Annotated in this window: 27 protein-coding genes and 2 tRNA genes; 24 read left to right on the forward strand and 5 right to left on the reverse strand. The window is 55.2% G+C overall.

The annotated features are described in order from the left end of the window. Positions 1–372: 372 nt before the first annotated feature. The 6 genes from ACN0YD_RS12430 to ACN0YD_RS12455 all read left to right on the forward strand — a co-directional run bounded on the left by ACN0YD_RS12430 (position 373) and on the right by ACN0YD_RS12455 (position 7,068). The gene (locus ACN0YD_RS12430; RefSeq protein WP_417320252.1) at positions 373–1,689 is read left to right on the forward strand and encodes an MFS transporter; all 1,317 of its coding nucleotides are present in this window, start codon (positions 373–375) and stop codon (positions 1,687–1,689) included. Further along, complete coding sequence (locus ACN0YD_RS12435) at positions 1,686–2,369, forward strand: GntR family transcriptional regulator (protein ID WP_417320253.1); 684 nt, start codon at positions 1,686–1,688, stop codon at positions 2,367–2,369. Before ACN0YD_RS12430 ends, ACN0YD_RS12435 begins: the two co-directional genes overlap by 4 nt. Before the next feature lie 235 nt (positions 2,370–2,604). Further along, positions 2,605–4,476, forward strand: coding sequence for a feruloyl-CoA synthase (locus ACN0YD_RS12440; protein WP_417320255.1), 1,872 nt, complete (start codon positions 2,605–2,607; stop codon positions 4,474–4,476). Next, on the forward strand, positions 4,473–4,904 hold the full coding sequence (locus tag ACN0YD_RS12445) for a nuclear transport factor 2 family protein (protein WP_417320257.1): 432 nt from the start codon (positions 4,473–4,475) through the stop codon (positions 4,902–4,904). Before ACN0YD_RS12440 ends, ACN0YD_RS12445 begins: the two co-directional genes overlap by 4 nt. A gap of 24 nt (positions 4,905–4,928) precedes the next feature. Beyond that, positions 4,929–5,639 (forward strand): alpha/beta fold hydrolase, encoded by a 711-nt coding sequence (locus ACN0YD_RS12450; RefSeq protein WP_417320259.1) that lies wholly within the window; start codon positions 4,929–4,931, stop codon positions 5,637–5,639. A 91-nt stretch (positions 5,640–5,730) separates the two neighbouring features. After that, entirely contained in the window at positions 5,731–7,068 is a 1,338-nt protein-coding gene (locus ACN0YD_RS12455; protein ID WP_417320261.1) for an MFS transporter, read from the forward strand. Between the two features lie 22 nt (positions 7,069–7,090). On the opposite strand, the gene ACN0YD_RS12460 is transcribed toward ACN0YD_RS12455, so the two are convergent. The 3 genes from ACN0YD_RS12460 to ACN0YD_RS12470 all read right to left on the reverse strand — a co-directional run bounded on the left by ACN0YD_RS12460 (position 7,091) and on the right by ACN0YD_RS12470 (position 9,592). Then, the gene (locus ACN0YD_RS12460) at positions 7,091–7,951 is read right to left on the reverse strand and encodes a pirin family protein (protein ID WP_417320263.1); all 861 of its coding nucleotides are present in this window, start codon (positions 7,949–7,951) and stop codon (positions 7,091–7,093) included. 103 nt (positions 7,952–8,054) lie between these two features. Next, entirely contained in the window at positions 8,055–8,807 is a 753-nt protein-coding gene (locus ACN0YD_RS12465; RefSeq protein ID WP_417320265.1) for an SDR family NAD(P)-dependent oxidoreductase, read from the reverse strand. Between the two features lie 41 nt (positions 8,808–8,848). Continuing rightward, the gene (locus ACN0YD_RS12470; RefSeq protein ID WP_417320266.1) at positions 8,849–9,592 is read right to left on the reverse strand and encodes an SDR family oxidoreductase; all 744 of its coding nucleotides are present in this window, start codon (positions 9,590–9,592) and stop codon (positions 8,849–8,851) included. A gap of 182 nt (positions 9,593–9,774) precedes the next feature. Here ACN0YD_RS12470 and ACN0YD_RS12475 point away from each other — a divergent pair, with 182 nt between their 5' ends. The 5 genes from ACN0YD_RS12475 to ACN0YD_RS12495 all read left to right on the forward strand — a co-directional run bounded on the left by ACN0YD_RS12475 (position 9,775) and on the right by ACN0YD_RS12495 (position 14,964). Then, positions 9,775–10,671 carry an AraC family transcriptional regulator gene (locus ACN0YD_RS12475; protein ID WP_417320268.1) on the forward strand — a complete coding sequence of 299 codons (897 nt, stop codon included), beginning with the start codon at positions 9,775–9,777 and terminating at the stop codon, positions 10,669–10,671. 99 nt (positions 10,672–10,770) lie between these two features. Then, positions 10,771–13,056, forward strand: a complete 2,286-nt coding sequence (locus tag ACN0YD_RS12480; RefSeq protein ID WP_417320270.1) for a sensor histidine kinase — start codon at positions 10,771–10,773, stop codon at positions 13,054–13,056. Beyond that, entirely contained in the window at positions 13,053–13,511 is a 459-nt protein-coding gene (locus tag ACN0YD_RS12485; RefSeq protein WP_417320272.1) for a response regulator, read from the forward strand. The genes ACN0YD_RS12480 and ACN0YD_RS12485 overlap by 4 nt, the downstream gene beginning before the upstream one ends. Continuing rightward, positions 13,508–14,497: a diguanylate cyclase domain-containing protein gene (locus ACN0YD_RS12490; RefSeq protein WP_417320274.1), complete on the forward strand. Its 990-nt coding sequence runs from the start codon at positions 13,508–13,510 to the stop codon at positions 14,495–14,497. The genes ACN0YD_RS12485 and ACN0YD_RS12490 overlap by 4 nt, the downstream gene beginning before the upstream one ends. Before the next feature lie 2 nt (positions 14,498–14,499). Next, the gene (locus ACN0YD_RS12495) at positions 14,500–14,964 is read left to right on the forward strand and encodes a response regulator (protein WP_417320276.1); all 465 of its coding nucleotides are present in this window, start codon (positions 14,500–14,502) and stop codon (positions 14,962–14,964) included. A gap of 45 nt (positions 14,965–15,009) precedes the next feature. Here the strand turns inward: ACN0YD_RS12495 and ACN0YD_RS12500 are convergent. Beyond that, positions 15,010–15,084: transfer RNA gene (locus ACN0YD_RS12500), tRNA-Thr, on the reverse strand. 212 nt (positions 15,085–15,296) lie between these two features. Between ACN0YD_RS12500 and ACN0YD_RS12505 the strand changes: the two genes are divergently transcribed. The 13 genes from ACN0YD_RS12505 to ACN0YD_RS12565 all read left to right on the forward strand — a co-directional run bounded on the left by ACN0YD_RS12505 (position 15,297) and on the right by ACN0YD_RS12565 (position 23,885). Then, positions 15,297–15,434, forward strand: coding sequence for a hypothetical protein (locus ACN0YD_RS12505; RefSeq protein WP_417320278.1), 138 nt, complete (start codon positions 15,297–15,299; stop codon positions 15,432–15,434). 65 nt (positions 15,435–15,499) lie between these two features. Then, on the forward strand, positions 15,500–16,054 hold the full coding sequence (gene dcd / locus ACN0YD_RS12510) for a dCTP deaminase (RefSeq protein ID WP_417320280.1): 555 nt from the start codon (positions 15,500–15,502) through the stop codon (positions 16,052–16,054). Between the two features lie 16 nt (positions 16,055–16,070). Beyond that, positions 16,071–17,369: a UDP-N-acetylglucosamine 1-carboxyvinyltransferase gene (gene murA, locus ACN0YD_RS12515; protein WP_417320282.1), complete on the forward strand. Its 1,299-nt coding sequence runs from the start codon at positions 16,071–16,073 to the stop codon at positions 17,367–17,369. 23 nt (positions 17,370–17,392) lie between these two features. Further along, positions 17,393–17,887: a DUF2948 family protein gene (locus ACN0YD_RS12520; RefSeq protein ID WP_417320284.1), complete on the forward strand. Its 495-nt coding sequence runs from the start codon at positions 17,393–17,395 to the stop codon at positions 17,885–17,887. 135 nt (positions 17,888–18,022) lie between these two features. Then, a complete protein-coding gene (gene hisG, locus ACN0YD_RS12525) occupies positions 18,023–18,700 on the forward strand; it encodes an ATP phosphoribosyltransferase (RefSeq protein WP_417320286.1) in 678 nt (225 codons plus the stop codon). Beyond that, a complete protein-coding gene (gene hisD, locus ACN0YD_RS12530; protein ID WP_417320288.1) occupies positions 18,690–19,988 on the forward strand; it encodes a histidinol dehydrogenase in 1,299 nt (432 codons plus the stop codon). Before hisG ends, hisD begins: the two co-directional genes overlap by 11 nt. Before the next feature lie 31 nt (positions 19,989–20,019). Next, on the forward strand, positions 20,020–20,511 hold the full coding sequence (locus tag ACN0YD_RS12535; protein WP_417320290.1) for a UPF0262 family protein: 492 nt from the start codon (positions 20,020–20,022) through the stop codon (positions 20,509–20,511). A 4-nt stretch (positions 20,512–20,515) separates the two neighbouring features. Then, the gene (locus ACN0YD_RS12540) at positions 20,516–21,013 is read left to right on the forward strand and encodes an arsenate reductase ArsC (RefSeq protein ID WP_417320292.1); all 498 of its coding nucleotides are present in this window, start codon (positions 20,516–20,518) and stop codon (positions 21,011–21,013) included. Positions 21,014–21,160: 147 nt separating this feature from the next. After that, the gene (infA, locus tag ACN0YD_RS12545) at positions 21,161–21,379 is read left to right on the forward strand and encodes a translation initiation factor IF-1 (protein WP_139941500.1); all 219 of its coding nucleotides are present in this window, start codon (positions 21,161–21,163) and stop codon (positions 21,377–21,379) included. Positions 21,380–21,463: 84 nt separating this feature from the next. Continuing rightward, the gene (locus tag ACN0YD_RS12550) at positions 21,464–22,066 is read left to right on the forward strand and encodes a Maf family protein (RefSeq protein WP_417320295.1); all 603 of its coding nucleotides are present in this window, start codon (positions 21,464–21,466) and stop codon (positions 22,064–22,066) included. Then, complete coding sequence (locus ACN0YD_RS12555; RefSeq protein WP_417320296.1) at positions 22,063–23,478, forward strand: ribonuclease E/G; 1,416 nt, start codon at positions 22,063–22,065, stop codon at positions 23,476–23,478. The genes ACN0YD_RS12550 and ACN0YD_RS12555 overlap by 4 nt, the downstream gene beginning before the upstream one ends. Then, on the forward strand, positions 23,475–23,666 hold the full coding sequence (yacG, locus tag ACN0YD_RS12560) for a DNA gyrase inhibitor YacG (protein WP_417320298.1): 192 nt from the start codon (positions 23,475–23,477) through the stop codon (positions 23,664–23,666). The genes ACN0YD_RS12555 and yacG overlap by 4 nt, the downstream gene beginning before the upstream one ends. A gap of 144 nt (positions 23,667–23,810) precedes the next feature. Next, positions 23,811–23,885 (forward strand) — tRNA-Phe (locus ACN0YD_RS12565). A gap of 53 nt (positions 23,886–23,938) precedes the next feature. Here the strand turns inward: ACN0YD_RS12565 and ACN0YD_RS12570 are convergent. After that, positions 23,939–24,295, reverse strand: a complete 357-nt coding sequence (locus tag ACN0YD_RS12570) for a YigZ family protein (RefSeq protein ID WP_417320300.1) — start codon at positions 24,293–24,295, stop codon at positions 23,939–23,941. Positions 24,296–24,413: the final 118 nt, after the last annotated feature.

The raw sequence follows: 24,413 nt of genomic DNA on the forward strand, positions 1-24,413 counted from the left end.
CCTTCTCTTTTGATTATCAGACCTGTTTTCCAGACAGGTCAGAGCTACAGAATTCCTGACAATATGGCGAAGGAGAACCTCATTCGGACGCCATGCTGCCAGTTTTTTATTGGATACATTTTGTAGTCTGTTTTTGCGATTATTCAAGAATTATTTCACTTTTAACATTAAATGGGATACATTTTTTAACAACAGTCTTGGCAAATAAGGTATATTTTTAAAGCTGGTATATATAAATCGGGGCCTATATATTTTATGTTCGCTTGAAAGCAGGCCGGACGGCGGGGTTGCCGGACCTTTCGGAGAAACCACGGGAAGGCTCGCTCCGGATCGGAAGATATATAAGGCCCAGGGATTATAGGGAAAAACCAAATGAGTTCAGTAACGCAGTCTTCAACAGCATCCCTGGGGGAGCAGCCTGTCAAACTTCTCCATGTGACTACAGTATTATTCTGTTTTGTCTTCAACATGCTCGACGGGGCCGATGTCCTGCTGGTGGCCTATGCCGCTCCTTACTTTTCCGAAGACTGGTCCATCAGTCCCCAAGCGCTGGGGCTGATTTTCAGCGCCGGCCTGGTCGGCATGACCATTGGCGCACTTTTCATTGCCCCCTTTGCCGATGTCTTTGGCCGCAAGACCACCATCATGCTGTCCACCACCATCATCGCCATCGGCATGATTCTCAGCAGCATGGCCCCCAACGTGGAAACTTTCATCGGCCTGCGTCTTTTCGTAGGGCTCGGCATCGGTTCCATGCTGGCCAGTGTAACGGCTCTGGCCTCTGAATATGCGCCGCCCCGATATCGCAACCTGGCCGTCACCATCGCCACCTCCGGCTATGCCCTGGGCGCTGTAGTAGCAGGGGTTGTTGCCGTGAACATCATCCCCCTTGTCGGCTGGCAGGGACTGTTCCTTTATGCCGGCATTGTTTCGGCTGTGATGCTTCCCCTGTGTCTTCTGTTTATGCCGGAATCCGCAGAATTTCTTCTGGCCCGTCAGCCCCGCAAGGCACTGGACAAGATCAACAGGATTTACATGGCAACTGCCCTGCCCCCGCTCAGCACCCTGCCGCCCCGGGAAGACAGTACGAGGAAAATGCCCGGCATTGCCAAACTGCTTTCACCTGTCTATCGCCGCGACACCCTGTTGCTTTGGGGTGCCTTTTTCTGCGCCTTCATGACCCTGTACTTCCTGACCAGCTGGGTTCCCAAGATTGCCGTTGATGCGGGCCTGCCCAAGGACAAAGGGATCTATGCCGGTGCCACCTTTAACTTTGGCGCCTTTGTGGGACTGCTGCTTCTCGGATGGATTGCCGCCCGGCTGAGCCTGAATATGCTGATTGCCGTCTTCTTCGGCCTGGCCACACTGGTGATGATTCTGTTCGGCGCGGTGCATAGCCCTATCGAGCTGTTCTTTGTCGAAATTTTCTGCATCGGCTTTCTGGTCCAGGGCGGTTTTGGCGGCCTTTATGCGGCCGCCGCCCGGCAATATCCTGCCGTCATCCGCACCACGGGGGTGGGCTGGGCTCTGGGCGCCGGGAGGTTCGGCGCCGTGTTCGGTCCCTATCTCGGCGGGCTGACCATTGGATGGGGGATCAGCCTTCTGGGGAACTTCATTATCTTTGCCGTTCCCATTGCCACAGCCGGCCTGATCATGCTCTTTCTGAAAGGCGGTCAGGCAGATCAATGACTAAGAAACCGGTCCAGCAGTTACGGGAAATGATTCTTTCAGGTGAGCTCGCCGCTGGAGAACGCCTGACCGAAACAGGTCTGGCGGAACGGCTCGGCATGTCGCGAACACCCATTCGAAACGCCCTTCCCGCCCTGGCGGCAGAAGGATTCCTGATTCCCGTGGGCAAGCGCGGTTTTGCGGTCAAGGAGTTTAATGACGAGGAAACCCTGCGCTCCATCGAACTGCGCGGCACCCTGGAGGCCCTGGCCGGACGGACCCTGGCAAGAAACGGCGCCTCCCCGGAAGTTCTTGAAGAACTGAGTGACTGCCTCCGGGAAGGCGACGAGATTTTCGAGAAACGGTATGTCACAGACGACGATGAAAATCTCTATAGCGCGATGAACATCCGATTTCACCGCACCATCGTGGAAAACTGTCAGTCGCCAATGCTGGAATCCTTCATCGACCGGCTGTATCACGTCCCCTTCATTGCCCCCTCGGCGATCGTCTTCGACCAGGTGGGTCTTGACCGTGCCTATGAACTCATGTTCCGGGCCCACGGCCATCATCATGCCATCGCAAACGCCATTCGCGATCGGGACGCCGAAAGGGTTGAAGCCCTGTTCAGGGAACACAGCAAGATCCAGTTTGAAAGCATGTTCTCAACCAGTCAGAAGGGCGGGGTGCCGAAGGACTGACCCTCTTGACAGAGGCAAGGCCATCATTCATTAAAAAAGGTCACAGAATTCGTTTTTTGCATACAAAACACTTCCTTCTTAGAACATGTTTTGTGTCCCATTATTGATAATATTGGGCTTTTTTTCATAATAAACATAATTATTGTATCCATTTTTAGGATGAGATACATTACTGATTCTAAGCTACACAAACAAATTTGAGCTTCTCCGGCCACGAGAATTAGGGAAGAGTTTTATGGAACAAAACAAGACGGTTGAGCAGACCTGGCAGCAGGCCCCCATGCGCGAGATCTCCCTGTGGAAACCGGATATCAATGTAAGGCGCACCGAAGACGGCACCATTTATATTACCCAGAAAAAACCCCTGCCGGAATTCCCCGGGCGCATCATGGAACCGCTGGTTCATTTCGCCGAAACAGCCCCGGACCGTGTTTTCCTGGCCGACCGCGGCAAGGACGGGGAATGGCGCAAGCTCACCTACAGAGAAGCGCTTGCAAAGGCGCGGAATCTGGGCCAGTTCCTGCTCGATCAGGGACTGAGCGCCGATCGGCCGCTGCTCATCCTGTCCGGTAACGATCTCGAACACGCCCTGCTTGGCCTCGCCTGCGCCTATGTGGGTGTCCCCTATGCCCCCGTGTCTGCTGCCTATTCCAACCCGGCCACGGAATATAAGCGGCTCATGGAGATCGTACCGCCGCTAAATCCCGGCATGATTTATGCCGCGGAGAAGGAGCCTTTTTCCGGCGCCATCGCCGCCATCGCCAACCCAGACACCAAACTGCTGTTCGGCGACAGTAAAAACGACCAGGGCATCGATTTTGCCAGTGCCGTCGCCACACCGGCGACACAGGCCGTGGATGAAGCTTTTGACAGGGTTACCGGCGACACCATCGTCAAGTTCCTCTTTACGTCGGGCTCCACCGGAACCCCCAAGGCTGTGATCAATACCAACAGCATGATTTCCGCCGGTCAGATCATGACCAGTGAAACCTTCCTGTTCATGAAAGAAGAACCTGTCGTGGTGCTCGACTGGGCGCCCTGGAACCATACCGCGGGTGGCAACAAGGTTTTCTATATGGTCATGTTCAACGGCGGCTCGCTTTACATTGACGATGGACGCCCGACCCCGGGCGAGATCCATAAAACCATTCGCAATCTGGAAGAGGTATCCCCCAGCTGGTACTTTAACCTGCCCAAGGGTTTTGAAATGCTTCTGGATCACATGAAAACCCACCCGGAATTCTGCCAGAAATTCTTCAAGAACCTGAAGATGCTCTGGTATGCGGGCGCCAAACTGTCCCAGCACACCTGGAATACCCTGGAAGAGCGGGCCGTGGCCACCACCGGCACCCGGATCCTGATCGGCACCGGTCTCGGCGCCACAGAGACCTCCCCGGTTGCCCTGTTCTGCACCTGGCCGCAGGAAGAATCCGGCAATATGGGCCTGCCCTGTAATGGTTGTGAACTGAAACTTGTCCCCACCGAAGGCAAATATGATGCCCGGGTACGGGGACCGAATATCATGCCGGGCTATTACAAAAACCCGGAAGCCACCAAAAAGGCCTTTGACGAGGAAGGTTTCTATTGTTTCGGGGATGCCCTCAAACCTCTGGATCCGGACGATTTTTCCATAGGCTTCCTGTTTGACGGCCGCACGGCGGAAAACTTCAAGCTCAACACCGGCACCTGGGTCAACACAGGCGCCCTTCGCGACAAGATCATCGACCATTATGAAAATGCCGTGAAGGATGTGGCGATCGCCGGCGCCGACCGGGATTTCCTGAGCGCGCTGATTTTCCCCAATTTCGACGTGGTTGCGAAAAAGCTGAATCTTTCCAGCACGACCCCGGAAGAAATTGTTGCCACCCCCGAGGTCCGGGAATATTTCAAAACCAAGCTTGATGAACTTGCTGCCCAGAGCACGGGGTCTTCTACCCTGATCCGCCGGGCCCTGCTTATTGAAATTCCGCCTTCCGCCAAGGACAATGAGGTTACCGACAAGGGATCCGTCAATCAGCGGGCCCTGATCCAGAACCGGGCGCATCTTGTCGAGGAAATCTATGACGGATCACCGCGGATCATTGAAATCAGCAAGAGGAAGAAATGACAGAGGACGAAAGACGGGCTATCGAATGGGACTGTCAGCAATTGCTGAACCGTGTGACCCGGCTTCTGGATGAAGGACGCTGGCAGGAACTGGCCGATTGTTATACCGAGGATGCGGTTCTTGCCCGCCCCAGCGACCCCGAAAATCCCTTCAGGGGGCGTGCGGAAATCCTGAAATCTCTTGAGGCCCGCCCGCCCCGTGTCAGTTGCCATCTTCTGTCCAATTGCCTTTTTGACATCAAGGAACCGGATCTGGTTCATGCCCACAGCCGCGTTCTGCTGATGAGCGCCGAACCGGGCGAGGACGCCCCCCTGCAAACCAACACGCCAATTCTGGTGGGAAGTTTTTCCGACCAACTTGCGAAAATCGACGGCCGCTGGCTGATCAGAAAACGGCAAGGCAGCGTGGACATCAAATACGCTCCGTAAAACAGGCAAAAGACAGATCTGAAAATGAACGATAGCTCCCCTACACTTGTCCTGATCCCCGGCCTGCTTTCCGATGATATCGTCTGGAAACATGCCGCAGAAAAACTGGGTAATCTCCTGCCGGTAAAGATCATGGATGTGTCCGCCGGAATTTCCCTGACACGAATGGCCCAGGACTTTCTGGACCAGGTCCCGGGCGATCTCTATGTGGCCGGGCACTCCATGGGCGCCCGCATCGCCATAGAAATGTATCGTCTTGCGCCGGAGCGGGTGAAAAAACTGGCCCTGGTCGACACGGGTATTCATCCCCGCAAGGAAGGTGAAGAGGAAAAAAGACAAATCCGGGTGAACCTCGCCTACAACGAGGGCATGGAAGCCCTGGCCGCAGACTGGCTGCCGCCCATGGTTCATGAAGACCGCCATCAGGACAGGGACCTGATGGAGGCCCTGACGGCCATGGTTCTGAGAGCAGACCCCGAGCAGCACGAACGCCAGATCAGGGCCCTGCTTGACCGTCCGGAGGCCGCCCAGATCCTGCAGGAGGTCACCTGCCCGACGCTGCTGGTGGTGGGACGCCAGGATCAATGGAGCCCTCTGGATCAACATGAGGAAATGCTGGAAAAGCTACAGAACACGGACGCCCGGCTGGTGGTCATCGAGGACGCCGGGCATTTTGCCCCCATTGAAAGGCCAGAGGCGGTTGCCGAAGCCCTTGCAACCTGGGTCAGGGCATGATCAACTGAATATATACTCTGAGCGAGACGCCGGTCGGGTCTTTTTCAGTCAACCATAATAACCAATACTTCCGGAAAAAGGGATACCGGCAATGACAAAAGACCCGCGTGACATTCTCAACAACGAGCCCATGAAAGCCAGGCAGGTCCTGATTGTCGGACTCTGCCTCCTGCTCAATGCCCTTGACGGCTTTGACATTCTGGCCATTACCTTTGCCGCCCCCGGCATCGCCCAGGACTGGGCAGTGGGCCCCGAAATGATCGGCATTGTGATTTCCACAGGCTTGTTCAGCATGGCCGTCGGCTCCATCCTTCTTTCTCCCATTACGGACAAGGTGGGACGGCGGTTCATGGTCATTGCCTGCCTGCTGGTCATGGGGGTCGGCATGCTGCTTTCGGCCTTTGCCACCGACATCATCAGCCTGTGCGTTTACCGTTTCATCACCGGTCTCGGCATTGGCGGCATCCTGCCCACCATCAACGCGGTCAGCGCGGAATTTTCCAACGAGAAGCGGCGGCATTTCTCCGTCTGCATGATGGGGATCGGCTATGCCATCGGCGGCGTTCTCGGTGGATCTGCCGCGGCCTTCCTGCTCAGCATCTATAGCTGGGAGTCCGTGTTTATTTTCGGCGGTGTGATGGCCTTTATCATCCTGCCCATCGCCTGGTTTCTGATGCCGGAATCCATCGAATTCCTGATTGCCCGCAAGGGACAGGGCGCGCTTGAACAAACCAACAAGATCCTGCGCCAGCTTGGTCATTCAGAAGCGGATCATATCAGGATGGCCGAAGCCGGGACGAAACCTGCCGGGCTCTCCCTCCTGTTCACACCCCGGAACCTGCCCCAGACCGTCGCCCTGTCAGTGAGTTATTTCCTGCATGTGATGACCCTTTACTATGTGCTTGGCTGGGTGCCGACCCTGGTGACCGGCCTGGGGTTCGACAAAGTTGTCGGCACCGATGTGTCTGTCTGGGTCAACATTGGCGGCATGTTCGGCGGCATCCTGTTCGGCTGGGCCGCGACCTACTATGACCTGCGCAAACTGCTCGTTGGAATCCTGCTGACCGGCGGTGTCCTGGTTATCCTGTTCGGTCAGGTACCTGCCGATCTGGTACTTCTCAAGTCCGTCGGTTTCCTGGTCGGGTTCTGTATGTCGGGCAGCGTCATCGGTCTTTACGCCCTGCTGGCGGCAATCTATCCCACGACGCTCAGAGCGACAGGCACCGGTTTTGTGGTCGGCGCCGGCCGCGCCGGCTCCGCCATCGGACCGGTGATTACCGGCTTCCTGCTCGCTGCAGGCGCAACCCGGGGGGAAACCTCCATGATCATGGCCATGGGCTCCATCATCGCCGGCCTGGTCCTGCTTAGCCCCTGGATCAACAGACGCCCTGTTCCCGAGATGGCGCACAAGCCTCAACCCGGACAATAGCCACCTGTCAGGCACAAGGAGTTTATTCCGGAAGCGGAATGAACTCCTTGTCATCTCCCGGCACTTTCGGGAACCTGCCCTGTTTCCAGTCGGCCCTTGCCTGCTCTATCCGCTCCCGGCGCGAGGACGCAAAGTTCCAGTCCAGAAAACGTTTGCCCATTTTTTCCCCGCCAATGATAGCAATTTGGGAATCGCCCAAAGCCTGGATTGTCTCTCCTGCAAAATCCTCCAGCACAGCCATATGGTATTGCTCCACATCCTGCTGGCCAATTTGTACTCTGCCGGAAACCACATAAATCGCCAGTTCGTCTGCTTCCGGGACTGGCAGGCTTTGTCCCTCAGACAGGCGAGCTTCCACATAAAGGGTCTCCGCAAAGGTGATGACCGGCGAGCCCCGCCCCCAGGCCTGACCCATCATGACCCGTACCGGGACACCTTCCACATCAAAGGCCGGAATATCCGCGTCAGGATAATGATGGAACGAGGGCTCTCGTTCTTCCTCCTCTTCCGGCAAGGCATGCCATAGCTGCAATCCATGAGCCCGGTGGTGAACCGTATGCACTTCCTCCCGCTCCCGCTCTGAATGGACAATACCCTTTCCGGCCACCATAAGGTTGACAGCACCCGGCGTTATAACCTGCTCGCTACCGAGGGAATCCCGGTGCAGAATCTCGCCTTCGAACAGATAGGTGACCGTAGCCAGATTGATGTGAGGATGGGGCCTGACATTGACGCCCTCACCGGGCGCAAATTCCGCCGGGCCCATATGATCAAAAAAAATCCACGGTCCGACCATACGCTGGCGGACGTGAGGTATTATCCGCCGGACGGAAAATTCCCCCAGGTCAGTTTTCTTTGGTGTGAGAATATGGGCAACAGCCATCCGCAGACTCCCTGATGATGTCGGAGTGATCCCGTGATCTTACTTGCAAATGGAAAAATTGTCGACTCCTCCACCCGCATCAGAAGCGGAACAATGCCATTTCCTAGAGAAACATGCCGCCTGAGAATTCAACCCGCTGGCCGGTGATCCAGCCGGCCTCAGGGGACAGCAACATAGCCACCGCTCCGCCGATATCATCCGGCAAACCCACGCGACCAAGGGCGGTATTGGCGGCAACAAAGTCATTGACCTCCGGATTGTCACGCACCACGCCGCCGCCGAAATCGGTTTCGATGGCGCCGGGCGCCAGGGCATTGACGGTAATACCGCGCGGGCCGAGCTCCTTCGCCATATAGCGGGTCAGGACATCCACCGCCCCCTTCAGGGCACCGTAAGCGGCATATCCCGGCAAGGCGAAACGAACCAGGCCGGAAGAGATATTGATAATCCGTCCGCCGTCCTTCATCAGGGGAACCAGTTTCTGGGACAGGAAAAAAGCCGCCTTCAAATGGATATTGGTCAGCTGGTCAAACTGCTCTTCGCTCATTTCCATAAATGGCGCGTTGATGCCGATACCGGCATTATTGACCAGAAAATCGAAATCCTCCCGATCCCAGTTTTCCTGAAGCGCGCCGTTGACGGTATCCGCAAAATCGCCAAAAGTTTCGCTTTTCGCCACATCAAGCTGCAGGGCAATGGCTTGGCGTCCTTTTGCCTTGATCTCTGTAGCGACGGCTTCGGCTTCCGCATTTTTGCTGCGATAAGTCAGGATAATGTCATGTCCGTGGTCCGCCAGATGCAGAGCCATGCTTCTGCCAAGTCCGCGGCTGCCGCCGGTAACGAGCGCAATGGTCATATCTGAATTCCTTTCTATAGATCTCTTAATCAATTTTCCCGTCAGAAGGCATGTCCAACGCTTGATGCCGGCCGGACAATCATTTCACTCACATCCACCTCGGCGGGCTGTGCGACAACATAAAGCACAGCGCTGGCAATCGCATCAGGCGATAGTGATATCGAGCGCAAGTCGTTAACAAAGTCTTTGGCCATCTGATCGGTGATATCGTGTCCCAGTTCGGTTTCCGTCACCCCCGGAGAGATCAATGTGACGCGGATTTTTGCCATTTCCTGGCGCAATCCTTCAGTGATGGCGCGAACGGCATATTTACTGGCGCAGTATACGGCGCAGGAAGGTCCAACCGCATGAGCGCCTGTGGAAGCGGTATTGATAATATGGCCGGCTCCCTGGGCCTCCATCACCGGCAAAGCCGCCGCGATACCATGCAGGACTCCTTTGATATTGACATCAATGATCCGGTTCCATTCGTCCATTTTCAGCGCATTCAAGGGGGACAGGGGCATCACACCCGCATTATTGAACAACACATCAACGCGCCCGAATTTCTGCCGGCCAAATTCCACAAAATCACCGACGCTCCCGGCATCCGTCACATCAAGGGAACGATATTCAGCCGCACCGCCGGCCGCACGGATCTCCCGCACAATTTTTTCCAACCGGTCCGTTCGCCGCGCCCCGAGTAGAACAATGGCGCCTTCCCCGGCCAGACGACGCGCCGTGGCTTCGCCAATCCCGCTGCTTGCGCCGGTAATCAGAACAACTTTGTCTGTCACATTCTGCATGCTTCACATCCTTTTGTTTCCAAAATATCACGTCAGCGCAGAATAGAGCGCACCTGGGTTGATCTGAATACACAGAGCTCCCGCATGATTGCCTAATTCTCCAAATGAAGACCTCATGACTGTTCTTTGCCAATATATATTTCTATAGTACAGTCTCTGGAAGCTAAGGGATTTTCAAGGTTATGGACGATAAACAGAAAAATGATCTGATAGCTCTGATTGAAAAATTCTCCAGCGGAGAAGGCATTCACGATACCGTCATTCCCGGCATGAAATGCATCAGAATGTCGGACCTCAACATGCGTTTGCCGACGGTTTACAATCCATCTGTTTGCGTGATTGCCCAGGGCAGGAAACAGGTTCTGCTGGAAGACGATCTCTATCAATATGCGCCGTCTCAGTATCTGATGATTTCCGTTGATCTTCCCGTAATCGGTCAAGTCACCGAAGCCACCCGGGAAAAACCCTATCTATGCCTGCAGATAGATATCGACGTGAAACAACTTTCCGACCTGATGGTCAAAGCCCCGCTGACCGCCAGAGCGGAACCCGCAACCGGACGCGGCCTGTTTGTCGGACAGGTCGACCAGCTTCTGGGAGACAGCGTTTTGCGCCTTGCCCGCCTTCTGGAAACCCCGCAAGACATTCCCGTGCTGGCGCCGCTGGCCGTGCGGGAAATCCATTATCGGCTGTTAAGTGGCCAATATGGCGCCATGATCGCCCAGCTTGCGATCAAGGGAAGCAACCTGCAGCGTATTGCTGCCGTCATCCACAAGCTGAAAAGCGATTTCGACAAACCCATAAGTGTGGATCAACTGGCGGAGATTGCCGGGATGAGCCTGTCTTCTTTCCATGCCCATTTCAAAAAAGTAACGGCCATGAGCCCGTTGCAATATCAAAAACGCCTGCGCCTGACAGAAGCCCGGCAAATCATGCTGACCGATGCCCTGGATGCTGCCAGCACGGCCTACCGGGTCGGTTACGACAGTCCGTCCCAGTTCAGCCGCGAATATGCCCGCCTGTTCGGCGCCCCGCCGGTCCGTGACGTGGCAAAGCTGCGGCTGAGCGCATCAATCTGAACGATAGCCGTAATCTTACACGCCCGGCCCCCCTGTTATTATTTTCTTAACCACTATTCATTAGAGTTTTATTAAATTCTAATGTACTTGAGGAACCTCATGGCCCGGCAAGCGCTGCTCCTGCGGCATAAAATTATTCTGCTGACCTGCAGCATGGTCTTGATCGCAACCTTGATCGTGGACGCCGTGAACTATCTTCATACCTCGAAGATCGCTGTAAATACGGCGATTGAAGGTCTTGCTGCAGAAACACGGCTCACCGCAGAAAAATTCCGCGAGGGTTATCTGCAGATGTATACCGATGCCTATATAGTCTCAAAAACCCCCCCCATCTCGGGTCTCTATAGAAGTGTGGAAAATGGCGGCATAGACCCTTTTGACGGCTCCTCATACGAACGATGGTCAAACAGGCTGCAAACCATTTTCAGTTCCATAATGGAGGCGCGGCCCCATTATATCCAGATGCGCTATATCGGGCTTGCCGACAATGCGCGGGAACTGGTTCGCGTTGATCGCAAGAATGATGAACTGATGAGTGTGCGTGAAAAGGACCTTCAGAGCAAATGGGGAGAGCCCTATATCCAGCAAGGCCTCCTCCTCGGACCGGAGGAAGCCTATTTCTCGGAAGTCACCTATAACCGTGAGCAAGGCAAGATCGACAGCAGCAAGACCCCCACGGTCCGTGTGGTTGTCCCCGTATTCCGAAATGAACACCTGTTTGGTTTTATCGTGATCAATACCGACTTCCCCGCCATGCTGACCAAAACCTTTGAAACTCTCCGTACCGAAAAAAGAACCTCTGTCATCAATCATGCCGGCGACTATATGACGCTGGATGAGGACGGCGTCCTGGAAGAGTTTCAATTTCATCAGGATTATACCGTTCCTCCCCCGGACAGGCTTTTGGAACTTTCCCATTCACCAAACGACGAACAAGCCCTGGTGGCTGACGGTCACGCCTCCTATATGGTGCGTCTGCAGATCGGTGTAGAAGGGGAAAGCGCTTTTCTGGGTGTTGTCGAGGAAGTTCCAATTTCAAGACTGATCGAGGCGGCAAATAAAACACGTATAGATACACTGATACTGGCTTTTGCCCTGACCATCCTGTCTGTGATGCTCGCCGGCATGGCGGCACATAAAATGACCACGCCGCTGAGGCGCATGACCCAGGGAATCGTCGCATTCGGGCAGACCAAGGATACAGGTGTCCTTGATCTACCCACAGAGCAGAAAGACGAAATCGGCAGACTGGCCCAATCATTCCAGACGCTTCTGAACGCCCTGATCGAAAGCGAGAAACGCGCCCACGCCGTGATTGACAATACGGTCGACGGCATCATCACCATCAATCACCGAGGAACCGTTGAACGATACAACCCGGCCTGTGAGACCATCTTTGGCTACTTGCCGGAAGAAGTCATCGGCCGCAACATCAATATGCTGATGCCGTCTCCCTATCACGAAGGGCATGATGGCTACCTTAAAAACTACCTGACGACCGGTGAGAAAAAAATCATCGGCTTTCGTCGGGAAGTGGAAGGTCGACGCAAGAACGGCAAGACATTCCCGCTTGAGCTCGCCGTCAGTGAAGTTGGCCTGGAAGAACAGAGGCTTTTCACCGGCATCATCCGTGATATCACTCTGAAGAAGCTCCACGAAAAAGAAAGACAGGCCCTCATGGAGCGACTGGAAAAATCAAACAAGGAACTGGATAATTTCGCCTATATTGCCTCCCACGACCTGAAAGAACCGCTGCGCGCCATTCACAACCATTCCGCCTTCCTGAAGGAAGATTATGAAGATCGTCTTGAAGAAGACGGACTCCAGAGACTGGATCGCCTGATGGAGCTAACCCGCCGGATGGAAAAACTGATCAGCGATCTATTGTATTTCTCCCGGCTTGGCAACATCGACAAGTCGGTCAAGAAAACGGACATAAACAAAATAATTAAGGATATCCGGACGACCCTTCATGATTTCCTTGAAGAAAAAAATGTCACCATATCCGTGCCGGAAAAACTACCCGTTGTAACCTGTGACGGCGTCAGGGTGACCGAACTGTTTCGCAACCTGATCGTCAACGCAGTAAAATATTGTGATAATCCGACCCCCCATGTGGAAATCGGTTGCACCGGCGACAGCAAAAATAGCCGGGTTTTTTATGTAAAAGACAACGGCATCGGCATAGACCCTGAATTTCACGATGAGGTCTTTCGAATTTTCAAACGGCTAAACAGCAGAAAAAAATATGGCGAAGGCACGGGTGCGGGCCTCAGCTTTGTAAAGAAAATTGTCGAAAGTCATAATGGCAGAATCTGGATTGAGTCCGAAAAAGGCAAAGGTTCTACGTTCTTCTTCACACTCAGCAAGGACCAAGTTAAATGAGCATGAAAACATCCCAACCCATTTTGCTGATTGAAGACAGTGACGACGATTATGAGGCCACACTGAGAGCCCTCAAAAAAGGAGGCAATCTCGCCAATCCGGTCTTTCGCTGCGAGCACGGGGAAGAGGCCATGGATTTCCTGATGGCCAAAGGAGAATTTGAAGACAGGAAAGACGCCCCCAAACCGGGCATCATCCTGCTTGATCTCAATTTACCCGGCAAGGATGGTAAAAAAATCCTCAGTGAAATTCGCGCGGACCCCTCTACACACCATATTCCCGTGATCATTTTGACCACGTCAGACAACGAGAAAGATGTAGAAGAATGTTATGTGCTCGGCGCAAATACATTCATTCAGAAACCCGTGAAACTAGACAGCTTCATGGATGCCATCAACCACCTCAAGGAATATTGGCTTGAAGTGGCGATCCTTCCGAAAGGAGGCGGTGCTTGACACAAAGTCTGAAAATCTTATTGATCGACGATAACGAAGACGATCTGTTCAGCTACAGCCGAATCTTAAAAAAAGATACGGACATCGACTATCATATTGAACAGTCGGATGACGGTCGCGAAGGCCTGGAAATGGCCCGGAACGGAGAATTTGACTGTGTATTGCTGGACTATTCGATGCCAGGATGCGACGGCCTGCAGATCCTCAAGGAACTGCAGCTCACGGATTATACCCAGCCCGTCCTTATGCTGACCGGCGAAGGCAATGAAAAAATTGCGGTGTCGGCTCTGAAGGGCGGCGCCCATGATTATATCGTCAAGAACGAAGCCCTGGATAACAACAATTTATCCCGGGCCATTCAGGCGGCGATTGATCATAAAAAACAGGAAGCCGCCAAGTTGAAAAACGTCATGACAGACGAATTGACCGGGCTTCCCTTGCGAACGCCTTATCTGCAGCATCTTACCCAGTCCCTGAAAGCAGCATCGCGCCACAATACTCTGGTTGCGGTCCTGTTTATCGATCTGGACGGCTTCAAACCCGTCAATGATACGCTGGGACATGCCGCGGGAGATGCGATTCTGGTGGAAGTGGCCCGACGATTGTCGGCCTGCATAAGAGAAATTGACTGTGTTGCCCGTTTTGGCGGTGACGAATTTGTCGTCACTCTTGTGGATCTGGAAAGTGACGGGTTCACCACCTGCACGCTTGTCTGCGAGAGAGTCATAGACGCGATCTGCAATACAGCTTTTCAGCTGGAAGACAATAGCATTGAAATGTCGCTGAGCATTGGTGTTGCCATCTCCGACACGGAAGCAGAAGCACCGGAACGGCTCATGCGCCATTCCGACGAGGCCATGTACCAGGCCAAACGTGACAAAGAGCATTATGTCTGTTTTTACCGCAGTCATCTCGCTATCGAGCGGCGCCCCGATCTAATCGCGCCGGAAACCCCGGTCAGAAGTCTTTCTGGAAACAGAGGCTGAAGATGAAACATGAGGTGACAAAACCGATTTTAGTCATAGAAGACAGCAAAGACGATTTTGAGGCGATCCTCTATGCGCTTAAGCAGGACGGTAACTTAAAAAATCCGATACATCGCTGCGATGACGGATTTGAAGCGCTGACTTATCTGCAGGAGTGTACGGAAAAAGATTCCACCCGGCTTCCCTGCCTGATCCTGCTCGACCTGAACATGCCCGGACGCGATGGACGCCACATCCTCAAGGACATCAAATCCGACGCGAATCTGAACCATATCCCAACCGTCATTCTGACCACCTCGGAAGACCAGAAAGACATCGGGCAGTGCTACAGGAACGGCGCCAGCGTCTACATCCAGAAACCATCCAGCATCTTTGACTTCATTGAAATCATCAAGCCCCTGAAGGAATATTTATTCGAACTTGCCCTGCATCCCAAACAAGGTAACACTAAACCGCAAAAGCCATAGCCTGCCGGTTCTAAAAATCCTGAAAGAAAATAAACTCTGGAATAATGGTGCCGCTGGAGAGAATTGAACTCTCGGCCTCACCCTTACCAAGGGTGCGCTCTACCACTGAGCTACAGCGGCCCGAAAGACGGGACCTGGCCGGATGCCTTGCGACTCCTGCCGGAATGGCGCGGAACATGCCATAGCTTTCAGACCTGTGCAAGACCTATATTGGAAATAATTGCGAAATGCCACAGGGCTGAGTAAAAAGGAAATCAGAGAGATGCGACCGCAGAAAAGATGGCCATACTCGGGCCATCTTTTTTTGTCAGAAGAAAACCAGGGCGAGAACAATGAGCGAAAACAAAAAAACAGCAAAACAGGAGCAGCAGGACAAGCTTGCCGAAGCCCTCAGGGCAAACCTGAAACGGCGAAAGGATCAAAGCCGGAAGCCATCGGCCGAACCCAAGTCAGACAAGCCGAACTCCTGACTTGTCAGCCCGATTCATCTGGGCTAAGACAGAAACGGAAGCATATTTTAAAAGGATAGTACCCCATGGCCATCATGTCCGATAAATGGATTAGGGAAAAAGCACTTTCAGAAGGCATGATCGAACCCTTTGTTGACCGGCAGAACCGGGAAGGCGTCATTTCCTATGGCCTGTCCTCCTATGGTTATGATGCCCGGGTGTCCGAGGAATTCAAGATTTTCACCAATGTGGACAGCGCCGTGGTGGACCCCAAGGATTTCTCCCAGAAGAGTTTTGTCGACCGGCCGTCCGACGTCTGCATCATTCCGCCCAACAGTTTTGCCCTCGCCCGCACTGTGGAATATTTCCGCATTCCCGAGGATGTGCTGGTGATCTGCCTTGGCAAATCCACCTATGCCCGCTGCGGCATTATCGTCAATGTGACCCCGCTGGAACCCGGCTGGGAAGGCCATGTGACCCTGGAATTTTCCAACACCACACCGCTTCCGGCCAAGATTTACGCCAACGAAGGGGCCTGCCAGTTCCTGTTCCTGCAGGGTAACGAACCCTGTGAGGTGTCCTATAAAATGCGTTCGGGCAAATATATGGGCCAGACCGGCGTAACTTTGCCCAAACTCTAAAAATTAAAGGAAACCCATGGACCGACTGGTCATCACCGGCGGCGAACGCCTGGAAGGACAGATCCCCGTCAGCGGGGCCAAGAATGCAGCCCTGCCGCTCATGTGTGCGGGACTGCTGAGCAAAGACAGCCTTGTGCTCTCGAACCTGCCACAGCTTGCTGACATCCGCACCCTCGCCGACCTGCTGAAAGGTCACGGAGCGGAACTGAATGTGGAACGTGACGGCGGGCTGAACGGCGGCGGCAGGACCCTGTCCATTGCCACCCCCGAAATCACCAGCACCACCGCCCCCTATGACATTGTCCGCAAGATGCGGGCCAGCATCCTTGTGCTGGGGCCCCTGCTGGCGCGCGAGGGGGAAGCGACGGTTTCCCTGCCCGGCGGATGCGCCATCGGCAACCGGCCCATCGACCTGCATCTCAAGGGATTTCAGGAAATGGGCGCGGAAATCGAGCTGAAAGAGGGTTATGTACGCGCCCATGCCCCCGGCGGCAAACTAACCGGCGGAACGGTCCATTTCCCCATCGTCTCCGTTGGCGCGACGGAAAACATCCTGATGGCCGCCACCTTGGCTGAGGGCACCACCATCATCGAAAATGCGGCCCGGGAGCCGGAAATCTCCGACCTGGCCCATTGCCTGAATAAAATGGGCGCCAGGATCACGGGCATCGGTACCGAAACCCTGACCGTTGAGGGGGTACCGGCCCTGCACGGCGCGGAACATGCCGTCATGCCCGACCGGATCGAGGCCGGCAGCTATGCCGCAGCGGCGGCCATCACAAACGGCCGGATCGAACTGATCGGTAAAAACCTGAAATCCGTACTGACAGGAAGCTACGACGTCCTGAAAGACGCAGGGCTCGGCTTTGAACAAACCGACGGGGGTCTCATGTGCTGGCTCAAGACCGACCGTATCCAGGGGATCAATGTGGTCACCCAGCCCTACCCGGGCTTTCCCACCGATATGCAGGCCCAGGTCATGGCCCTGATGACCCTGTGCGACGGAGCTTCTGTCATCACAGAAACCATCTTTGAAAACCGCTTTATGCATGTACCGGAACTGACCCGTATGGGCGCCGATATTACCGTGCACGGCAATACCGCCACCGTACGCGGGGTGAAAAAGCTTCTCGGGGCGCCGGTCATGGCCACCGACCTGCGCGCTTCCATGTCGCTGGTGCTGGCCGGGCTCGCGGCAGAGGGAGATACCCTGGTGAACCGTATCTATCACCTGGACCGCGGTTATGAAGGGCTTGTGCAGAAGCTGACGGCGTGCGGTGCAAAAATTATCAGGGAAAAGGCTGACGGCGTCTGATCAAGTTGTTATAGTATTCCATTATGACTGAGGAAAAACAGACATTTAGTCCATTGAGGCTCAAGGCGGAGGACCAGGAAGACCTGGTCATCATGTCAGCCTATCTGCAGGATGCGGTAACCGTGATGGAAGATATCACCTGGCTGCCGGCCGAACGCCGTTTCGTCCTCATGCTCAACCGATATACCTGGGAACAGACCTGCAGCGAAACAGGCCGGCCGCTGGATATGGAAAGCAACGCCTGTTGCCGGATCCGCACCGGACTGCATTTCAATGACGTCCTGAAAGTCAGCCGCCAGAATTTCCCGGTCAACCTGAAGTCCCATGTGCTGGAACTGCTGACCGTGGAGGCCAGACAGACGGAAGACGGTAACTGGCTCATCGACCTGATTTTTGCGGGAGACGAAGTGGTTCGCCTCGAGACCGAAATCATTGACGCCCAGATGCAGGATATTGGCCACCCCTGGCCGGCTAAATGCCATCCCAAACACAAGATTCTGGAATCCCTGAAGGACTAGACCGGATTTCCACCTCTTTTTCGCCCTTTATCGGGGATTTTCTTTCAAAAAGCCTGGATTCAATGCTGGCTTCTTTTGACTCAATTGCGTAAAAGTGGGCGACTTTGAATTTTGAAGTTGAGTGCCAGGAGAAATATGGTGTCAAAGCCTGACAATACACCGGAACAAATGATCATGGCCCTGCCCAAGGGTCGGATTCTAGAGGAAGTCATGCCCATCATTCGCGGGGCAGGCATTATCCCCGAAGCGGATTTCGACAACCCGAAATCGCGCAAGCTGGCGTTTGACACCAACCATCCGCATCTGCGTATCATCCGGGTCAGAAGCTTCGACGTGGCCACCTTTGTCGCCTTCGGCGCCGCCCAGATGGGCGTTGCCGGCAACGACGTGCTGATGGAATTTGATTATCCGGAAATATACGCCCCGCTCGACCTGGATATCGGCCACTGCCGCCTGTCGGTGGCGGAACTTGCCGACCTCTCCAAGACGGATGATCCCAGTCGCTGGAGCCACATCCGGGTGGCGACAAAATATCCCAACCTGACCCGCAAGCATTTTGCCGCCCGCGGTGTGCAGGCGGAATGTATCAAGCTGAACGGCGCCATGGAACTGGCCCCGAGTCTTGGCCTGTGTCGCCGGATCGTCGACCTGGTCAGCACCGGTTCGACACTGAAGGCCAACGGCCTGGTGGAAATCGAGAAGATCGTCGACATCACCAGCCGCTTTATCGTCAATCGCACCGCCTTCAAGACCCGGAACGAGGAAATCAGTGAAATCCTCTCGAATATCGGCGAGGCCCTCAATGGCAAGTAGGCTGGACAACCGCACCGCGGATTTCGAGAAAGACTTTACGGCGCTTTTGAACAGCAAGCGGGAATCCGACCAGGATGTCACCGATGCGGTGAAAGCCATTCTGGCCGAGGTGCGCGAGCGCGGCGATGCGGCCGTGATCGACTACACCTCTCGCTTTGACAGGCTTCAACTGACCCCTGAAACCATGCGGGTAAGCCCCGAAGAAATTGCCGCCGCACGTGCCAATGTTAAAGATGACGTCAAGGCGGCATTGCAGGAAGCGGCGGACCGGATCGAGGTCTTTCACAAGCGCCACCTGCCCGAAGATGACAGCTTTACCGACGCCCAGGGCGTCACCGTCGGCGCCCGCTGGACGGCCGTTGATGCGGCCGGCATTTATGTGCCGGGCGGCAAGGCGGTCTATCCCTCTTCTGTCCTGATGAACGCGATCCCGGCCAAGGCCGCGGGTGTGGAACGCATCGTTATGGTGGTCCCGGCGCCGGACGGTTATCTCAATCCGCTGGTTCTGGTGGCTGCCGAACTGGCCGGTGTGACCGAAATATATAAAGTCGGCGGCGCCCAGGCTGTCGGTGCGCTGGCTTACGGCACGGAAACCATTTCCCCGGTGGATGTCATCACCGGTCCGGGTAATGCTTATGTCGCCGCCGCCAAGCGCGAGGTCTTCGGCATTGTCGGCATCGACATGATCGCCGGGCCTTCGGAAATTCTGGTGGTGGCCGACAATAAAAACGATCCCCGCTGGATTGCCATGGACCTGCTCAGCCAGGCAGAACATGACGAGGTGGCCCAGAGTATTTTGATCACCGATGACGAAGCCTATGCCAAAATGGTGGCGGACGCCGTGGAAGACCACCTCGCCACCCTGCCCCGGGCCAATATCGCCCGCACCAGCTGGGACGAGCATGGCGTCATTATTGTTGTGAATGACCTGGAGGAGGCCGCACCGCTGGTAAACCGGCTGGCGCCCGAGCATCTGGAGCTTGCCGTGGACAATCCACGGGAGTTGGCCAAAGACATGAAACATGCGGGATCCATATTCCTTGGCCGTTACACTCCGGAAGCGATCGGTGACTATGTTGCGGGACCGAACCATGTTCTGCCCACTGCCAGAAATGCCCGCTTTACCTCCGGCCTCAGCGCCCTTAACTTCATGAAAAGGAATACGCTGATAGAATGCAGTGCGGAAAGCCTGGCCCGGATCGGGCCCGCAGCCGTAACCCTGGCCGAAGAAGAAGGTTTGCAGGCGCATGGACGATCCATTTCAATCAGGCTAGACGCCAGTGAATGACATACTAGAGACCGACATGTAGGAAACGAAGATGACCGCCGGGACATCAAAACAGCGCATCAGCCATATCGAGCTGGATGAATCAAGCATCATCCGGCGCAATGCCGATATAGAGCATGAACGACGGGTTGCCATCTTTGATCTACTGGAAGACAATCTTTTCTCTCCCCTTGGTGAGCTCGAAGGCGGTTATGACGGCCCCTATGACCTGCGGCTGCGCATGGAAGACAACCGGCTTGTCTTTGACATCGGCAGCGATGACGGCCGACCACTGGCCTCCATCACCCTGCCCCTGACCCCTTTCAAGCGCATCATCAAGGAATATTTCCTGATTTGCGACAGTTACTACACTGCCATCAAGAGCTCCAGCCCGCGCCAGATTGAGGCCATCGATATGGGCCGGCGCGGCCTGCATAACGAAGGTTCCGAACTTCTGATGGAACGGCTGGCGGACAAGGTGGAACTGGATATGGATACCGCCCGGCGGCTGTTTACGCTGATCTGCGTCCTGCAAATAAGGTAAACGCATGGCGGGATTCAAACGTCCTCCTTTGCCTGAAAAACCGGCGCATCTTCCGGCCGACGAGATTAACAGCGTCCTATTCATGTGCAATTTCAACTCGATCCGCTCCCCCATGGCAGAGGCGCTGACCCGACATTACTGCGGCCACAGGATATTTGTGCAAAGCGTCGGCATCCGTCCCGACTCAGATGAAGTCAATCCCTTCGCCGCCACCGTTATGGAAGAAATCGGCCTTGATATCAGCGATCATATCCCAAAAGGGCTGGACCAGATCGAAGACAGCTCCTTCGATCTGATTGTCAGCCTCAGCCCCGAAGCGCATCACACGGCTCTCGACTGGACCCGGACCATGGCCTGCGAGGTGGAATACTGGCCGACCCTGGATCCGAGTCTTGTCAGCGGCAACCGGGAACTGATTCTGGATGAATATCGAAAGGTGCGGGAGATGCTGAAAGAACGAATTCTACAGCGGTTCGATGTCATGCAGTCGCCCGGACTGTAGATACCCACCCCAAGTGGACGAATTATCGCGATTTTACAGTAAAACCAACAAAAATGGTTGCATTTTTCGGCATGTCGCATATTTTCTGCCATGGAAAAAGCTGTTTCCGTGAGAACGGAAACGTAGATTTACACTTTAGGAGCCCATATGGCCAAAGAAGACCTTCTTGAAATGAACGGGACCGTGGTGGAACTTCTGCCCAATGCCATGTTCCGTGTCAAACTGGAAAATGACCACGAAATCCTTGCCCACACGGCGGGAAAAATGCGCAAAAACCGCATCCGTGTCCTGGCCGGTGACCAGGTTACCGTGGAAATGACCCCCTATGATCTGACCAAGGGCCGGATCACTTATCGCTTCAAATAAGTCCGCCCCCTATGAGACCTGTAAGGTGACTGGTGGACTTCCCCCCCTTCACAGAATATTCAAACGTCGGGTATTCTGATCCCCATGACTGAGTCCGTCCCGCAGCATATTCCCCTGATTCTGGCTTCTGCCTCCCCCCGGCGGCAGGAACTCCTGGCCCAGATCGGGATCGTTCCTGACGACATCTGCCCGGCGGAAATCGACGAGACCCCCGAAAAGGATGAAGAGCCGCGCCGGCTGGCCGGGCGTCTGGCCGTGGAAAAAGCGAACGCTGTGGCAGCGCAAAAAACGGATGCCTTCATCCTGGCCTCCGATACGGTGGTCGCTTTGGGACGCCGCATCCTTGGCAAGCCTGCCGACGCAAAAGAAGCCGTAAAATACCTGCAGATGCTGAGCGGCAGACGCCACCGGGTTTATTCCGGCCTGTGCCTGATCACACCCGAAGGCAACGTCCTCAACCGGGTGGTGATGACGGTGGTCAGCTTCAAGCGCCTGACCCCGAAAGATATCGAAGAGTATATTGCCTCCGGCGAATGGCAGGGCAAGGCCGGCGCCTATGCCATCCAGGGACTGGCCGCCCGCTTTGTCAAAAGCCTCAACGGTTCCTACAGCAATGTGGTGGGACTGCCCCTGTTCGAGACCGCCAATATGCTGGAGGGCAGCGGCTATAAGGGTCGGACACCATGAGCCGGGAACTCCTGATCAGCAGCAGCCCCGGGGAGACCCGCGCGGCGCTCCTGGAAAACGGCCGGCCGGTGGAAATCCGCCTGTACCGGGATCATGACCCCTCCTTTGTCGGCGCCATTTACATGGGCCGCATCAGGTCGGTGAGCCGGGAACTGCAGGCCGCTTTTGTCGAACTGGACAGGGGACTGGAAGGCTTTCTGCAACTCAAGATGCTGCCCAAACCGGCGACAGGCGATAAAACGCCGGTAAAGCCAGCCAAAAAACCAAAAGACCTGACCCGGCTGGTTGCTGAAGGACAGAAGATTATTGTCCAGGTCACCCGCGATCCGGTGGACGGCAAGGAAGCCCAGATCACCGGCCGCATTGAACTGCAATCCTCGGGAATAGTCCTGCACCCCTTCCGCTCCGGCGCCTTTGTTTCCAGCCGTATCAAGGATCCGGACCGCCGTCATGCCCTGAAAAGTTTCGGCGAAAGCCTTGATCTCGACGGCTGCGGTATCACCTTCCGCACCGACGCCGCCGACCTTCCGGACAAACAGCTGGCCGATACGGCACACAGGCTTCTCGGCCAATGGAAATCGATTGAGAAAAACCTGGCCGTGACCCTGCCGCCGAAGCTTCTGGCCCAGGGCCCGGACCCGATCGCCCAGATCATGCGCACCTTCGGCAACAATTCTCTGGATGCCATCATTTTTGACCAGGCCCAGGATATGAAACAGGCCCATCAATGGACCGAGGTTTTTGCCCCCGAACTAACCGGCAGGCTTGAGCAGGCCGCCACGCGCGAGAACCTGTTCAGTCTCCATGGTGTGGAGGACGACCTGCAGTCCCTGTTTGAGAAACGTATCCCCCTCGACTGCGGCGGCTGGATCACCATCGAGGAAACCGAGGCCCTGACCGCCATCGACGTGAATATGGGCGAGGCCCATTTCTCCAGCGACCGGGAGCAGCAGATCCTGCGCCTCAACCGGGAAGCCGCCCGGGAGATTTTCCGCCAGCTCAGGCTTCGCGCCATCGGCGGGCTCATTGTCATTGATTTTGTCAATATGTCCGGCAAGGGCGAAGTCACCAAACTGATGGATGTGATCGATAATCTGATCCAGGCCGACCCCCAGCAGCTTCAGCGCTCCAACATTTCCGCCTTCGGGCTTCTGGAGCTGATCCGCAAGGCGGACATCAGGTCGCTTGGCGCGCAGATGCTGGCGGCAACAGAGCCTGTGCCCGATGTGGCCACACGGGCGCTGGAGGTACTGCGCGAGGCCACCCATGAGGCCGGACGGGAACCGGGCAAACCCTATGTGATCAAAGGACCGGCAGGCGTCCTTGACTGGATCAGGAAACATCCCGACTATAGCGAGGCCTTCATTCGGCGCACCGGCAGCCCGCTCAAGCTTGAGGAGAGCAAGGAATGACCAAAAAGGAACCGGCCAACACAGTGGCCAAATGCCCCATCTGCACCCAGCCGGCGACAAAGAAATATCATCCTTTCTGTTCCCAGCGCTGCGCCGATGTGGACCTTGGCCGCTGGCTCAAGGGCTCCTATGCGATTCCCACTGAAGAAGCCCCCACGGTCATTTCCAATGAGGAAGAAGACTACTGAAGCCCGAGGGGCGAACCCGGGAAATCTTTTCAACTCAAGTCCTTGTCATAAAAATGCATTTTTTAAATTTCGGGACTGGACAGCCGCACCCTTTTTTCCTATAACGCACCGGCTTGCCTCGCTTTGGAGGCTTTGGCCCCTTGTGCCCGGGTAGCTCAGGGGTAGAGCAGCGGATTGAAAATCCGCGTGTCGGTGGTTCAAATCCGCCCCCGGGCACCATTTAAAAAAACCGCTCGTCCGATCCCGGACTGGAGCGGTTTTTTTATGCCTGCTTACTTTTGAAAGGCATGATCCAGGTAATAACGGACCGCGTCCTGGACATGACGGAAACGGTCGCCGCCCAGGTGCTTGCCGCCGTACCAGCGGGTCACCACCACGATATGACCTTCCAGCTGCTCCCGCTCCAGCATGCGGGCGATCACCAGCCCGGCCCCGGCCTCGCCATCGTCATTCTTGACCGGCTGGCCGTCATGAAAGAACGCCCAAGTGTTATGGGTGGCCTTGGCGAATTTCTTGTTGCGGCACAGTTCCTTGATAAAGGCACGCGCCTCCTCGGGCGAGGCGCAGGGCCCGCCCGATACCGCATATTTGGACCCGCGGTCGGTAATGATGCCGTTGAATATCTGCATGCCTCTTCTTAACGGGGCAAAGCCGATAAAACAACAGAAAGCAGGTGGCGTTCCGCCAAAAGAAAAAGGCAGGGTATAAGCCCTGCCTTTTTTGTTATTTTATACTTTGATGACAGGA

The sequence above is a fragment of the Emcibacter sp. genome, from assembly GCF_048269205.1.
In the GTDB taxonomy this organism is placed as follows: Bacteria; Pseudomonadota; Alphaproteobacteria; order Sphingomonadales; family Emcibacteraceae; genus Emcibacter.